At 40.4% G+C, this 13,959-nt stretch carries 13 protein-coding genes; 8 read left to right on the top strand and 5 right to left on the bottom strand.

Annotated features, from left to right (window positions below):
- Nucleotides 1-32: 32 nt before the first annotated feature.
- Nucleotides 33-1,043 (bottom strand): acyl-CoA reductase, encoded by a 1,011-nt coding sequence (locus BMW98_RS11060; protein ID WP_090258648.1) that lies wholly within the window; start codon nucleotides 1,041-1,043, stop codon nucleotides 33-35.
- A 150-nt stretch (nucleotides 1,044-1,193) separates the two neighbouring features.
- On the opposite strand from BMW98_RS11060, the gene BMW98_RS11055 reads away from it, so the two are divergent.
- Nucleotides 1,194-1,538, top strand: coding sequence for a 4Fe-4S dicluster domain-containing protein (locus BMW98_RS11055; RefSeq protein ID WP_090258647.1), 345 nt, complete (start codon nucleotides 1,194-1,196; stop codon nucleotides 1,536-1,538).
- 84 nt (nucleotides 1,539-1,622) lie between these two features.
- Here BMW98_RS11055 and BMW98_RS11050 read toward each other — a convergent pair whose 3' ends face one another.
- Nucleotides 1,623-2,597, bottom strand: a complete 975-nt coding sequence (locus BMW98_RS11050) for a hypothetical protein (RefSeq protein ID WP_090258646.1) — start codon at nucleotides 2,595-2,597, stop codon at nucleotides 1,623-1,625.
- 14 nt (nucleotides 2,598-2,611) lie between these two features.
- On the bottom strand, nucleotides 2,612-3,517 hold the full coding sequence (locus tag BMW98_RS11045) for a DUF58 domain-containing protein (RefSeq protein ID WP_090258645.1): 906 nt from the start codon (nucleotides 3,515-3,517) through the stop codon (nucleotides 2,612-2,614).
- A gap of 185 nt (nucleotides 3,518-3,702) precedes the next feature.
- Here BMW98_RS11045 and BMW98_RS11040 point away from each other — a divergent pair, with 185 nt between their 5' ends.
- The 3 genes from BMW98_RS11040 to cas6 all read left to right on the top strand — a co-directional run bounded on the left by BMW98_RS11040 (nucleotide 3,703) and on the right by cas6 (nucleotide 6,188).
- On the top strand, nucleotides 3,703-4,035 hold the full coding sequence (locus BMW98_RS11040; protein ID WP_090258644.1) for a DUF3276 family protein: 333 nt from the start codon (nucleotides 3,703-3,705) through the stop codon (nucleotides 4,033-4,035).
- Between the two features lie 102 nt (nucleotides 4,036-4,137).
- Nucleotides 4,138-5,235 (top strand): redox-regulated ATPase YchF, encoded by a 1,098-nt coding sequence (ychF, locus tag BMW98_RS11035; protein WP_090258643.1) that lies wholly within the window; start codon nucleotides 4,138-4,140, stop codon nucleotides 5,233-5,235.
- A 140-nt stretch (nucleotides 5,236-5,375) separates the two neighbouring features.
- On the top strand, nucleotides 5,376-6,188 hold the full coding sequence (gene cas6, locus BMW98_RS11030) for a CRISPR-associated endoribonuclease Cas6 (protein WP_090258642.1): 813 nt from the start codon (nucleotides 5,376-5,378) through the stop codon (nucleotides 6,186-6,188).
- On the opposite strand, the gene BMW98_RS11025 is transcribed toward cas6, so the two are convergent.
- Nucleotides 6,185-7,447, bottom strand: coding sequence for a type IX secretion system plug protein (locus BMW98_RS11025; protein ID WP_090258641.1), 1,263 nt, complete (start codon nucleotides 7,445-7,447; stop codon nucleotides 6,185-6,187). The two genes, cas6 and BMW98_RS11025, sit on opposite strands and share 4 nt — an antisense overlap.
- A 102-nt stretch (nucleotides 7,448-7,549) precedes the next feature.
- On the opposite strand from BMW98_RS11025, the gene BMW98_RS11020 reads away from it, so the two are divergent.
- Both BMW98_RS11020 and BMW98_RS11015 read left to right on the top strand, forming a co-directional pair.
- Nucleotides 7,550-8,107, top strand: a complete 558-nt coding sequence (locus tag BMW98_RS11020) for an RNA polymerase sigma factor (RefSeq protein ID WP_090258640.1) — start codon at nucleotides 7,550-7,552, stop codon at nucleotides 8,105-8,107.
- Nucleotides 8,104-9,432: a hypothetical protein gene (locus BMW98_RS11015; protein WP_090258639.1), complete on the top strand. Its 1,329-nt coding sequence runs from the start codon at nucleotides 8,104-8,106 to the stop codon at nucleotides 9,430-9,432. Before BMW98_RS11020 ends, BMW98_RS11015 begins: the two co-directional genes overlap by 4 nt.
- 269 nt (nucleotides 9,433-9,701) lie before the next feature.
- Here the strand turns inward: BMW98_RS11015 and BMW98_RS11010 are convergent, their stop codons facing one another.
- Nucleotides 9,702-11,615 (bottom strand): ABC-F family ATP-binding cassette domain-containing protein, encoded by a 1,914-nt coding sequence (locus tag BMW98_RS11010; RefSeq protein ID WP_090258638.1) that lies wholly within the window; start codon nucleotides 11,613-11,615, stop codon nucleotides 9,702-9,704.
- A gap of 109 nt (nucleotides 11,616-11,724) precedes the next feature.
- Between BMW98_RS11010 and BMW98_RS11005 the strand changes: the two genes are divergently transcribed.
- Both BMW98_RS11005 and BMW98_RS11000 read left to right on the top strand, forming a co-directional pair.
- Entirely contained in the window at nucleotides 11,725-12,885 is a 1,161-nt protein-coding gene (locus tag BMW98_RS11005) for a PQQ-dependent sugar dehydrogenase (RefSeq protein WP_090258637.1), read from the top strand.
- A 55-nt stretch (nucleotides 12,886-12,940) separates the two neighbouring features.
- Nucleotides 12,941-13,957 carry an ABC transporter ATP-binding protein gene (locus tag BMW98_RS11000; RefSeq protein WP_090258636.1) on the top strand — a complete coding sequence of 339 codons (1,017 nt, stop codon included), beginning with the start codon at nucleotides 12,941-12,943 and terminating at the stop codon, nucleotides 13,955-13,957.
- The last annotated feature ends 2 nt before the right edge of the window (nucleotides 13,958-13,959 follow it).

The raw sequence follows: 13,959 nt of genomic DNA, 5'->3' as shown, positions 1-13,959 counted from the left end.
TATACCAATAAATTACTTTCTTAAGCGAAAGGTTATAAACTTGTCAAGAATTCTAGCGTATCTACGCCATCAGCATAGTCCCAAAGCGCGGGTTGTTGAGCTGTGCCAAAAGCAAGAGAGCCTTCTAGCCAAGCATTTTTGGAAACTACGCACTGTATTTTTTCCTTATGGGCAGAAAGTTTTAAGGCCAGTTGCGCTTCGCTTTCATATTGCTCATAAAACAGCACAGAAATAGGGGAGACAAGCGCTGTGCTTTCTCGCATTAGAAAGAAACCGCTATCTAAATGTGGCTCCTTATTCACTAAGTAAATTGACTTATTGTAATCGTAGTTGTTGCGGAACTTATGGTGTTCAATGGCTTGCTCAAATTCAGCCTGAGCTTCAATGAAAGGGACAAAGTTGTAGTCTTTTGGTACATACAGCTTGCTTACATTCCGGCAGCCTAGCCCGTAATATTGAAAAATATCATTACCTAAATCCTTAAAGTCTTCAATCGTTTCGTCACCATTAAGTATACCTACAGAAGTGCGATTTTGTCGGATTATGTGAGGGAATTTGGCAAAGTACTGCTTGAAGTACCTGGCCGAATTGTCCGAACCGGTGGCAATTGCCGCATCAATTCCTTTCAGTTGCTCTACCTCTTTTACCTGCTTACTGAATGCCGGTTCAATATCGAAAAGGGTTTTTAGCACAAATTTCATTAGTGCGGTATCCTGCGAAGAGTACTTTATACAAGCAATATGGCCAGATACTAGCACTGAAAGCACATCGTGCAAGCCAACAAGCGGTATGTTACCTGCTAAGATTAGCCCTACATTTTTAGGGGAATCAGGTGTTAGACTATAACCATCAAGCCAAGTATTAACGCTCTCCGCTGTAAGCAAACTTGCCCAAGCCGCCAGCGCGTGCTTTACGTTTGTTGCCGTAAACCAATTGTTTTGGTTTGCAGCGAGTAGGCAAAGTTCATCGAGCTGATGAGTTTCTATTGATTGAAGTGCTTTTCCAAGCGAGATAAGTGCAGATTTTCGTCTTTCTAGTTCCATTCGTCAAAACTTGTCGCAAAAATACACGTAATCTTTACTTCAATGAAAATTTGATGCTTAGTTTTGCGGCTGAAATATTTTGTTAGCCAAAGGAAACTAAGTGCTTCAAAATATGTTAGACTAACGACTGATCTTTAAAAGAATAGTACTATGGCTATAATGATCACTGATGAGTGTATTAACTGTGGGGCTTGCGAACCAGAATGCCCTAACACTGCAATATATGAAGGTGGAATGGAATGGACTTGGGCAGGCGGAACCGACCTGAACGAGATAGAAATGGAAGACGGTACCGTGGTAGATGGTAACGAGGAGCAAGAGCCTGTTTCTGATGAATTCTATTACATTGTTTCGGGTAAGTGTACGGAATGCATGGGCTTTCATGAAGAGCCTCAATGTGCCGCTGTATGCCCGGTAGACTGCTGCGTGGACGACCCTGACTACAGAGAAACAGAAGAAGAGCTTTACGCTAAAAAAGACTGGATGCACGCTTAATCCATTTGAATTAATTGTGCTAATGATAAATGAAAAGCCCTCGATTGAGGGCTTTTTTGGTTTTATGGAAACAGAACTCTCTAATTACTTAGCGTTAACTTCTTTGTCTGTTTCGAGATGTTTTTCAGCTTCTTTACTATCAATAGGATATACAACAGTTATGTTTCCAGTTGCAATTTCCAAAGGCATTACGTGATCTTTTCTACCATATAGGCTATACTTAAATTTACCTTTTTTACTCTTAATACGTAGGGTATGGAATTCAGCCGTACTCAACGTTAACGGTAGGTATTCCCCAACGTCTATTTGCCCAACCTTTTTACCATTGATAGTTATCGTGTATTTTCCTTGAATATTATCTATTTGTTGGCCCCTTCTGAACAGTAAAATATTTACCTCATCTTCATTCTGGTATGCAGCAACTTTTGAAGATACTTCAGGCTTCCTCCTAAGAAAGAGGTTATAGTTTGAAACTATTTGATGATAAGGCATCCTGTGGTCCTGTTGGATTTTCTCGTGTATCTCTGGGGCATCGCTAAAGATGATTTGGTCAGCAAGTGGATGTTTCTTCGAGTTTTTTTTCTCAAAAAGAGTAATTCTATTTGAGTCTGTAGATTGCCTTCTAAGTTCGACCAAATCATTGTTAGGTAAGATCATTACCGTGGTTTTAAAGGTTGAGCTGGTGGGTGACATTCCTTGAAAGCCTTGGCCTTGCGTTCCCATAGATAAGACGGCACCCGTCACTTCTGCATGGTCAAATTCTAAAAGCTTTACCTCACCGGTAACTAGGACTTTTGCGAATACGCTTCCGTGTTTTATATAACGATATAATCCATCGTAATAAGCTATGGCATCATGAGGTGTAAATCTTCTTGTCTTGCCATCTTCCAGCTCAATTTTTACTCTTTTACTACTTTTAATGTCGTTAAAAGGGTTATCAATTTTGCCGTGAATGGTGTCATTCCAAGCAGTGATTACATAGCCATCCAATTGTGCAAAAGAGGTGTTGAAGGCAAAGAGAAGTAAAGTAATTGTGAGTGTTATTCTAAGTTTTAACATTTTTATATTTAAGGTTAAACCATTTTCTGTCGTTTTATCAAATAAGCTTTCAGTATCGCATCAAAACCAGCATTAATGTCGGCTTCAATTAAGTCTATCTTTAGCTTGGCGCATTTTAAGTAGAGATCGTGGTAGTGTTGTGTCATTTGGGTACGAAACTGCTCTTTGATTGAAGACGGATTGAGCCTTACTTTCTCGTTGGTCTCAGCATCGATAAATTCATAAGGCCTGTTTTCGAACTCAAAATCAAACTCTGTCTTTCTATCGGTTACATGAAAAAGCAGTACTTCGTGTTTATTGTGCTTTAAATGCTGCAATGCCGACATAATCTGGGTATCGTCACTTTGGTTATCGAACATGTCGCTAAACAAAACCACAAGCGATCTCCGGTGTACTTTTTTCGCTAACTGATGCAGGATGTCGGCCACATTGGTTCGCTTTTCTGTTTGCGGCTTATCCAGTAATTCATTGTACTGTAGAAACAGCTTATGAATATGTGCGCCAGAAGATCGCACTGGGGTTTCAATTTCTAATTGATCAGAAAAGGTATGCAGTCCAACCGCATCGCGCTGTTTGTGTAGCAAATAGGTAAGGGCCGCAGCAGCCATAACGCTAAAGCGCATTTTGCCAAAGTTGTGCTGCGGATAATACATGGAAGAAGACTGATCGATGACCATTTGGCAGCGTAAATTCGTTTCTTCCTCGTATCGTTTGGTGTATAGGCGATCTGTTTTTGCAAATAATTTCCAGTCAATATGGCGCGTACTTTCACCATTATTATAAAGCCTGTGTTCGGCAAACTCAACCGAAAAACCGTGGTAAGGAGATTTGTGCAGCCCGGTTATAAAACCTTCAACCATCTGTTTAGCAAGCACTTCTACGTTACCAAACTTCTTTACGTCTTCTAGGGTGAACTGCATATTCAACTATGTTTTCTTAATAATACCGAATTTGACCTGAAAAGGGTGGTTCTTTTTACTGTTTCTTATAGATTAAGATTGTTATTATATTTTTTTGGCTGTTTGCAATACTAATTTTTAAAAGATTATATTAGAGCTTACTTTATCGAAAAATTCAACCTCGATATACTTTAAATAACTGGATAGTGGAAGAGCATAAGGATAGGAATGAGATTTTTTCCAAAAGAGTGAGAGCTGGAAAAAGGACGTATTTTTTTGACATTAAAGCAACGAGATCTAACGATTATTACCTGACCATCACCGAAAGCAAGCGTAAGTATAAAGAAGACAGTTTTACTTACGAAAAGCACAAGATTTTCCTTTACAAAGAAGACTTCGGTAAGTTTTTGGATGCATTGAACCAAACTGTGGATCATGTTAAGGAAGAGTTGATGCCGGATTTTGATTTTACTCAATTTGATGAGGAAGAAACCGTTGGCAGCGATTCTGGAATCGACAGCGAATTAAGCTGGGATTAATTTACCCGAACTTCCTATTTTTTCTGCACCTATTTTAAATAGGTGACATGCCTTTTATTGCTATCTTTGCGCCCTGATTATTAAAAATTCCTTCCATTAGCTATGGGTTTACAATGTGGTATTGTTGGGCTTCCGAATGTTGGTAAGTCTACTTTGTTTAACGCGCTAAGCAGCGCCAAAGCTGAAGCAGCTAACTTTCCTTTCTGTACAATTGAACCAAACGTAGGTGTGGTAACAGTGCCAGACGAACGATTGGATATTCTTAAAGATTTGGTAAACCCACAAAAGGTGTTGCCTACGGTAATTGAGTTTGTTGATATTGCTGGACTTGTAAAAGGAGCCAGTAAAGGTGAAGGGCTTGGGAATAAGTTCTTGGCAAATATCCGTGAGGTTGATGCTATTATTCACGTAGTACGTTGTTTTAAAGATGATAACGTGGTACACGTAGCAGGTACTGTAGACCCTGTTTTTGATAAAGAAGTAATTGATACTGAATTGCAATTGAAGGATTTAGATTCAATTGAAAAGAAGATTCAGAAGAATATAAAGGTGGCAAAATCGGGCGATGCTAAAGCCAAAAAGGAAATTGCTTCGCTTGAAAAATTTAAGGCAGCCCTTGAAGGTGGACAGAATGCTCGTGCTGTAGAAGCTGATGAGGATGATTTTGCAGCTGTTAGAGACCTTTCTTTGCTTACCATTAAGCCGGTTATTTATGCTGCTAATGTAGAGGAAAGCGCAATACATACTGGCAATGAACATGTTGACGCTTTGAAAGAGGCCGTTAAGCATGAAAACGCAGAGGTAATTGTAATTTCTGCTTCTATTGAATCGCAAATAGCGGAGTTGGAAGAAGAGGAAGAAAAGGAGATGTTCTTAGAGGAATATGGTCTTACGGAATCTGGCTTGAGCAAGCTGATCCGAGCTTCTTACAGCTTATTGGACCTAATAACCTACTTTACTGCTGGAGAAAAAGAGGTGCGTGCCTGGACTATTAAAAAAGGATGGAAGGCACCGCAAGCTGCAGGCGTTATTCATACCGATTTTGAAAAAGGCTTTATTAAGGCTGAAGTAATTAAACTAACAGATTATCAGCAGTTTAAGACTGAAGTTGCTATTAAAGAAGCTGGTAAACTTTCTGTAGAAGGGAAAGATTACGTAGTGAAAGATGGCGACATTATGCACTTCAGGTTCAATGTATAATTGCTTTTTTTAGGAGATTTTATTGTTTTTTTTCAGAATATACTGAACAAACTTTATTTGGTCGGGGTTAACGTTTTTCAAGAATCCTGCTATTTTTAGATACAGGTTTCGATAAACGTATTTTTAACCTATACCGATCTGTGAGAGTAAGGATAATTTTTAAATTGCTAAATAAGGGAGCTCATTTACCCTTTCATCATCAGCATATTCTGGCACAATACTTAAAAGGCGTATTGTTAGAAGGGGGAGAAAACGAATACGCAGAGTATTCATTCTTTAACTTTTCCGCCCTAAAGGGGCAAACCAAAGTTTCTAGAAGTGGACTCCATTATTATTCTAACCTCGTAACGTTAGTTGTTTCTTCTGATAGTCAAGGATTTATTGATTATCTGTTAGAGCAAATATTTAGGTTTAAAAAGGTTGATTTGGGTGAATTGCAAATTAGCCCAATGTATACAGAAATTGAGCAAACGCCTGAGTTTGCTGACGAGATGAAGTTTCTATGCATTTCGCCAATTGTTCCCATCAAGGCAAGCTTTAATAGTCAAGAGTCTAAGCGCTTTATAACGCCAGAAACGGATGAGTTTTCCGACTTGCTTTATGAGTCGACCTTGCAGCGCTTGGAGGTAACGGGTAATTATTCTGCAGAAGATTTTGTTCGTTTTAAGAAGTTTCAGCTGGTGCCTGATGAGGCATACTTACAGCGTTTGCGCGAAAAAGAGAAGAAATTTGCGCGAATCTACTCGGTTTATAATCAAGATGTACGGTACGAAGTGAGGGGCTATACTTTGCCATTTAAGTTATATGCTGCGCCTGAAGTGCAGGAGTTTTTGTTCAACTGTGGTTTAGGAAACTACACTTATAAGGGCTTTGGAATGCTGGACATTGCAAATGCTAATCCGATTGAGCGAACCGAAAGATACCGCTTTAAAAGTGCTGATGTAGAAGCCTAGCGCCTTCTGTTAAAGTTGACTTTGCTGTAACCTACTAATTCATCGCCACGAGCACCCATGGCTCTGTAGTACACAAATACCTCGTACAGATTTTCGGTCTCAAAGAATGAGCCTTCCAACGTACTGGTTTCAGTATGTTCTGTTTGATAGGTGTAGTCGTACCAGCCTTGCTTAATCAATTGTTGGTTTTGATAAACACCTTTTGATGGGTTATAAACCATGAGGCTTTCCTTACTTTTCTTCCATTGGTTAAAAGCTCCAAGTACGTATACAGGCTCGTTTAGTTCGTCTGTTTCTAGTGTGAAATTCACTTGAATATACTCCGATGTAATCGTGCTATTTCGGCCTTCAATGTCACGTACATAGAATTTACCATTAATGTCTAAATTGATCAAGTAGCCTACGCTGGCCGGCCTGTCGACACGTAAGTCTGTAATCGGCTTGTTATCTACAAAGCGTGTATTCGCTACATTTCGACCGCCAAAATTCACACTACTTAAATCAAAGTGTCTAAATTCATTGCCACCTTTAAATTCATTTTCCTCACCCAGGTTCTGATACCTGATCAGTTTATCATTTTCATCAATGTAGGTAGGTGAAAGTGCTTTGATACGATCAGGGCGTTCGTTTTGTCTTACCACCACTCTAAACTGCTCGGCCGGATTAACGGTAGAAAGATTTGTGTAGTTCATGGTGACTTCAATTCTTTGATTCACCAATCGTTCGCTGGTTTGGGCAGATCTATCAATGCGTGCGCCCACACCAACGGAGTTGTCATAAACGCTAAACTGTTTGCTGAGTATAATGTCGTTTTTGTTCTGTCCTCGGTAAACCACCGCTAAATAATTACCGGTATTCAGCAGCTTGGGTATAGTGAAGGAGTAGTGTACATATTGCGTACGCGACTCTGAACTGAATTCAAAATCCACTATTTCAAACTCGTTGTATTGGCCTAAATACATGTTGGGTTTTAAACGCGAAGGCGTCCAGTCGGCATTACAATGGATAAAGCGTACGTAATAGTAGTCGGCATCCTGCCTAAGGTCATCAAAATGTAGCTGCCATTCTTTGCCATCATTCATGCCTATTACGGCAGGCTCCAAGGTGCCTTGTACTGTGCTAGATGCCGGGTAAAACTGAATGGTTTGTATGGTAGGCTCGTAGGCTTTGTCGGTGTATGCTAGGTTTTTCTGGCCTAAAAGTTGGGGCGAAAGGGCTATCAATAAGCCGAAAATAAGACTGTACCTTTGCAGTGTCATGCAGCTAAATAAACGAATTGCACAAAGATGAATTTTCTTTGCAACCAATTTTAATTTTGTCGTGTCAAATTAACTGTCGATGGGGATACCCTAGAATCGTCAATGATTGAAGATATAGAATTAATTCAGAAATGCATTAAGGGCAACTTAAAGGCGCAGCGCGAACTGTACGATCGCTACGCTGCTAAGTTAATGCCTATGGCTATGCGCTACGCAAAATCTCAGGAAGATGCGGAAGACATATTGCAAGATGCGTTTATCAAAATCTTCAACAGTTTGGAGTCTTTTCGAAAGGAAGCTCAGTTTTTGACATGGATGAAAAGGATTGTGATCAATACTGCTATTAATCACAATCGCAAAAAGCTGTACCAACAGCCAATGCTCGACATAGAGAAAACCCCGCTTCACGTAGAAAAGGAATTGGTGATTTCGCAATTACACTTTAGTGAGCTAATGGCTATGTTTCAGAAACTACCCGTTGGCTGCAGAACGGTATTTAACCTTTATGCTATTGAAGGTTATGCCCATAAAGAGATTGCAGAAATGCTTGAGATAAGTGAAGGGACTTCTAAGTCGCAATTTGCCAGGGCGAGAACGCTACTAAAGCAAATGATTGAAGAAGCCGAGAGAGTTATAACATCTAATGTTTCAATGTCGTGAGTAATTTTGAAAATGACATAAGAGATTTTTTCGAAGATGCTGAATTTCAGCCCTCAGACCGTGTTTGGCAAGGGGTAGAGGCGTCTTTAAAGTCTAGTAAGAAAAAGAGTATTTGGCTTTACTGGCCATATTATGGTACAGCGGCTGCTGTACTTTTAGTATTGGGATTTCTGTTTTTGTACCCACAGAATAATACTGTAAACCCAGTGAATACCACCTTGCCAGAACAGCTTAAGCAAGGGCCGGTGCAAGGCATTATTACGGATAATGATTCTTCTGAAGTACACAACAATATTAATGACTTAGTAGAAGACCCAGGTAATTCAACTCAGGCGGATGAGTCTGAGAAGCCTGAAGGTGGTAATTATAGGCAAGTGTTGGCTTCACGCGATGGTAATGGAACAAATGCTGATATAAATAATGTAACTACCGTAGGTTCAGAGCTAATTTTAGAAGATGAGCAGTCACTGGAATTTGCCATAGCCAATGCTGAAAGAAAGGCTTTGAGTAATTACTTTAAAATACCCGAAATGGACCAAGACATCTCTCCTGAGTTGTTGGTTAGGAGGGCTATGCTAAAGAATACTATTGCATCGAATTATGAGACAGAAAATAGCCTTTTTGGAGGAATGGGAAGCAATGTATTCAATGCCAATCCTAGCCAAGGATCTACTGTTGAGTCGCTTTCGAGCAATTACGATGCGCAGTTGGCTTCAAGGTCTGTGGTAGCAAATGGTAGCGATGAGCAGATTGGCGCACTCTCTTTTGGTGTGGGGATGTCCTTCGACTTATCAGAACGATGGTTTCTTTCTGGTGGGCTGCGTTATTCAGAATATCGATTTGCCAATTATTCCAATGCCTATTCAGATAACAATGGAGTGAAAAAGCCAATCTATGAGCCAGTTGGTTACGAGGAAGAAGGTAAGATTGTTTTTGTGGCCGATTATGGGTTGACCAATACCATTAAGAGTGGTGGGGCGCAGGCCTTGGTTGGCTACCGAGTATTGCAATTTGGTAAGTTTGATGTTAGTGCCAAGCTAGGCGTAGGGCTCGATTACTTCTTCTCTTATAAGATCAAGGGCGACTTGCCAGATCTTACCGTGTTAAAAGTAGACTTAGACCAAACCGATTTTGTTAACCGATTAAACACCAGCGGTATTACCGGGCTAGATGTAAGCTACAGAATTAATGAACAATTTGGCATTAATGCCGGTGCCAGTTACCAGAAGTTTGTGCAAGCAAGTAGCAATGATGAATTTGGCGTAACCAGTAGGCCTTCTGTTTTTGGCTTCGGTTTGATGCTCAATTACTATTTGAAAAGGTAGCAATTGGTCAGTTTTGATCTGCGGAAGTTTGACCGCTGTTTCCTGATTAGCCCATAACCAATTCGCTTGGCCGACCTCCGCTATGGTCGAGGAGAAATGGGAGTAGAAATGTCTAATACACGATTTCGCTAATTCTCTAGTTTTTTAGTTGGGTGCAACGCTATTGGAATACTGAAACAAGTTCAGTATGACGTTGAGCGATTGGCTTTCTCGTTAGCCCAACAATGAACCACGAATCATGAACTAACTTACCGACAACTAGCCACTAATTACCCTTCCAACTCATCTATTTGCTCGGCAAGCAATGCCCATTCTTCGTTAAGCGCCTCTAGCTTAGCTTTTTCTTTGTCGAGTTCGGTAGTTTTCTCTTGTAGCTTTTCGTGGTCTTGATAAACAACAGGCTTCGCCATCTCTTCCTCAATCGTCTTGTTTTTAGCCTCTTGTTTTTGGATTTTGGCCTCTATTTCTCCCAGTGATTTCTGTAGCTTCTTTAACTCTTGCTCGTGTTGGTTGTGCTTAGGTTTTTGCGTGTTTTTGCTCGCTTTTTTAACCTCTCTCTTCTCGGGTTGGGCTGCTAACTGCTTGGCGTCCTGCTTTTCTCGCCAGTAAACATACTCATCGTAGGTACCTGGGTATTCTTTAATTTCCTGATCTTCGATGTACCAAATTTTGTTGGCGATTTGCGAGATAAAGTGCCTGTCGTGCGATACGATTAGGAAGCTGCCTTCATACTGTTGTAGTGCCTGCACCAATATGTTAACCGAAAGAAAATCTAGGTGGTTAGTCGGCTCATCCATCATTAGGAAGTTGGCCTCAGATAATAGCGTTTTAGAAAGTGCTACGCGGGACTTTTCTCCTCCAGAAAGCACTTTGATCTTTTTAAACACCTCGTCATTTTGAAAGAGGAAACAGCCGAGAATACTTCGCAATTCAGATTCTGTTTTGTTGCTGCCAGCCTGCTTTAGCTCATCCAGAATTTCATTGTCAACAGTTAGTGCTTCAAGCTGGTGCTGTGCATAAAATGCTGTGATTACATTGAAGCCTTCTTTTCGTTCGCCATTAACAGGTTCGGTTCCGGCAATAATGCGAAGTAGGGTAGACTTACCTTTTCCGTTGGCACCAATCAGTGCGATTTTATCGCCACGCTCAATAGAGGCCTTAGTGTTTTTAAGGATTTGAAGATCTCCATAAGCCTTAGAAATATCGTCTAGTTCTATAATGAAACGCCCTGACTTTTGCTTAAACCCGAACTTAAAGTTCATTACCATGCTGTCGTCCACAACGTCCTCAATAAGGTCCATACGTTCTAACGCTTTCACCCTAGACTGCACCTGACGCGCTTTAGTAGATTTGGCTCTGAAACGTTCAATAAAGCGCTCTGTTTGCTTTATTTGTTGTTGCTGGTTTTCGTAAGCGTTCTTCTGAATTTCTTCGCGAAGCTCTTTTTCTTCCAAATAGAAGGAGTAATTGCCGCTGTATTGGGTTAGGTTTTGGCGTGCTACTTCTACAATAGAAGTAACCACGTTATCAAGGAATTTTCTATCGTGAGAAACCACAATAATGGCGCCCTCATAGGTTCTTAGGTAGTTTTCTATCCATTGAATAGAAGGAAGATCTAAGTGGTTGGTAGGCTCATCGAGCATCAATAACGATGGCTTTTCAAGCAAAAGCTTGGCCAGCATTACACGCATTCTCCAACCTCCGGAAAACTGCTTAAGCGGACGGTTTAGATCTTTTGTTCTAAAGCCGATACCTTCCAAAATTGCTTCGGCTTCCGACTGCATGCTGTAACCGCCAAGTGCTTCAAACTCTTCTTGCGCTTTGGTTAGTTTGGTTACCAACTCGTCTTTGTAGTCGGTTTCCATTTCCTTCAGAATGCGATCAATCTGTGACTGTAACTGTCTGGCACGGCCAAAAGCTTCCATGGCTACAGAAAGTATGCTGTCTTCCGACTGGTAGGAAAGTAAATCCTGATTAAGAAAGCCAACGGTACAATCTTTACTCTTGGTGATTTCACCTGAAGAAGGAGGAAACTCATCATTTATCATTCTGAGTAGGGTAGATTTCCCCTTTCCATTTAAACCAATTAGGCCAATTTTGTCTTTAGGTTTAATGTGAAGGGATGCGTTTTCGTACAAAGCGCGACCACCGATTAGGTAAGAGAGGTTATTGATTGCAATCATGCCGCAAAAATAGCTTTAGCCTATACAAATCACACAAATGCCACTAATAAAATGAAAAAACATTTAGAATAGATTTATGCCTAGTTTCGCTTATAACTTTACTACAACTATGAAAAAACAAGTCAGTCTTTTAGCGCTGTTTTCAATGTTTGCACTTGGCGTAGCCTGCGAAGGCTCCAAACAGACAGCTCAAAGAGAACCAACTCCTTACGATACGCTTTTGGCAAAGGTGAATTTGCCAGAAGGTTTTGAAATTGATGTGTATGCCCAGAATTTGACGGATGCGCGCTCGCTTGCAAGCACAGAAGACGGGAAAACCGTGTTCGTGGGTAATAGAAGAAGAAAAAATGTGTACGCCTTAACTGATACTGACGGTGACATGCGTGCCGATAAAGTAGATACTATTGCTACTGATTTAACCATGCCGAATGGTGTGGCATTTAAAGATGGTGATCTTTATGTGGCCGAAGTAAGCCGCATTCTGAAGTTTACTGACATTATGAACAACCTTTCGAATCCTTCTTATGAAGTGATTTATGATCAATACCCAACAGAGAGGCATCATGGTTGGAAGTTTATTGACTTTGGCCCTGATGGCAAATTGTATGTGCCGGTAGGTGCGCCTTGCAATGTGTGCGATAAGGAAGAGGAAAATGAGATTTTTGCTACCATTACCAGAATGAACCCTGATGGTTCTGATGTAGAAGTATTTGCGCATGGGGTGAGAAATTCTGTTGGGTTTACGTGGCATCCAGAGACTAAGGAAATGTGGTTTACCGATAACGGTAGAGATATGCTTGGGGACAGTATTCCTGCATGTGAACTCAATAAGGCTACTGAAATTGGCAATCACTATGGGTTTCCGTACTGGCATCAAGGAGACATTGCCGACCCTGAGTTTGGCAAAAAATATCCAAGAGAAAAGTTTGTGGAGCCTGAGTATAAATTCGAACCACACTCTGCACCGCTAGGCTTGACTTTTTACAAAGGTGATATGTTCCCTGAGAAGTATCGTGGGCAACTTTTAGTAGCACAGCATGGTTCTTGGAACAGAAGCCCAGAAGCTGGCCATATTGGTTACCAATTGCGCTTTGTTCAAATTGAGAATGGCGAAGTAGTGAAGAGTGAAATCTTTGCAGATGGTTGGTTAGACCAAGAAAAAAATGAAGGCTGGGGTAAGCCAGTAGATATTCTGGAAATGCCTGATGGTTCTATCTTAGTTTCTGACGATGTAGCCAACTGTATTTACCGAATTAGCTATAAAAAGTAATTAATAGCTGTTAATAGAGGCTGTCTTAGAGGTAAGCGCATTATCCAGAGTGGGAATGCGAGGTAAACTTACTTTTAAGGCAGTTTCTTTTTTATGTTTGCCTGTGCTTTTTGTAAAAAACATATCGAAAAAATTCCCCGGTGAGTCATTAGGGGCAGTAAACAACTTGTCGCTACAAATGGCCGAAGGAGAAAAGGTTGCTCTGGTTGGCAAGAGTGGTTCGGGTAAAACCACTGCGCTGCGCATGATTGCCGGTTTAATAAAACCTGATGAGGGAGAGATCGCGTTTGAAGGCGAGCCATTAAAGGATCCTGACGAACAGTTGATTGCTGGGCACGATAAAATAAAAATGGTGTTTCAGGATTTGAAAGTAAAGCCGAATATGACGGTTTTCGAAAATGTGAAATACAACCTACTACATTACGATAAGACTTATCAATACGCACGAACGGAAGAGTTACTTAGTTTGTGTAAAATAGAAGCTCTGCGGGATAAAAAGCCTTCGGAACTTTCTGGTGGTCAAAAGCAGAGGTTGGCCCTAGCCAGAACTTTGGCAGAAGAACCTAAATTACTCTTAATGGACGAGCCATTTAGTAGTCTTGATCCTTCTACTAAACAAGAAATTCTTTTCGATTTACTTGAGATTATTGAAGAAGAACAAATAGGATTATTATTAGTCACCCATGATGCTTCAGATGCCTTGATGGTTGCTAATAAAATCGGCTTTTTAGAAGATGGTGACTTGGTTCAGTTTGACACACCAAGAGACGTCTACAACCTACCTAAGTCGCTCGAAATTGCTCAATTTTTCGGCAAAGTAAATATTTTCAACAAAGATGTTTGTGGTGAAAATACTTATGTAAGAGTTGAAAGTGTGTATGTAAATAGCGAAAAATATAATTCTGTCAAAGCGTCTGTCATTAGACGTTTCTACTTGGGTAATGTTTATTTATATGAAGCTGTTGATGTTAACAGCACTAATTATTCATTTTACAATTCTGATTTTTTTGATTTAGGGTCTCAAGTTAGCCTCGGTTACTCCTCAGATAGTATTCTTTATATTTGTGAGTAGCA

The organism is Roseivirga pacifica (assembly GCF_900111145.1).
Lineage (GTDB): Bacteria > Bacteroidota > Bacteroidia > Cytophagales > Cyclobacteriaceae > Roseivirga > Roseivirga pacifica.
This window is presented reverse-complemented; position numbering and strand designations above follow the sequence as displayed.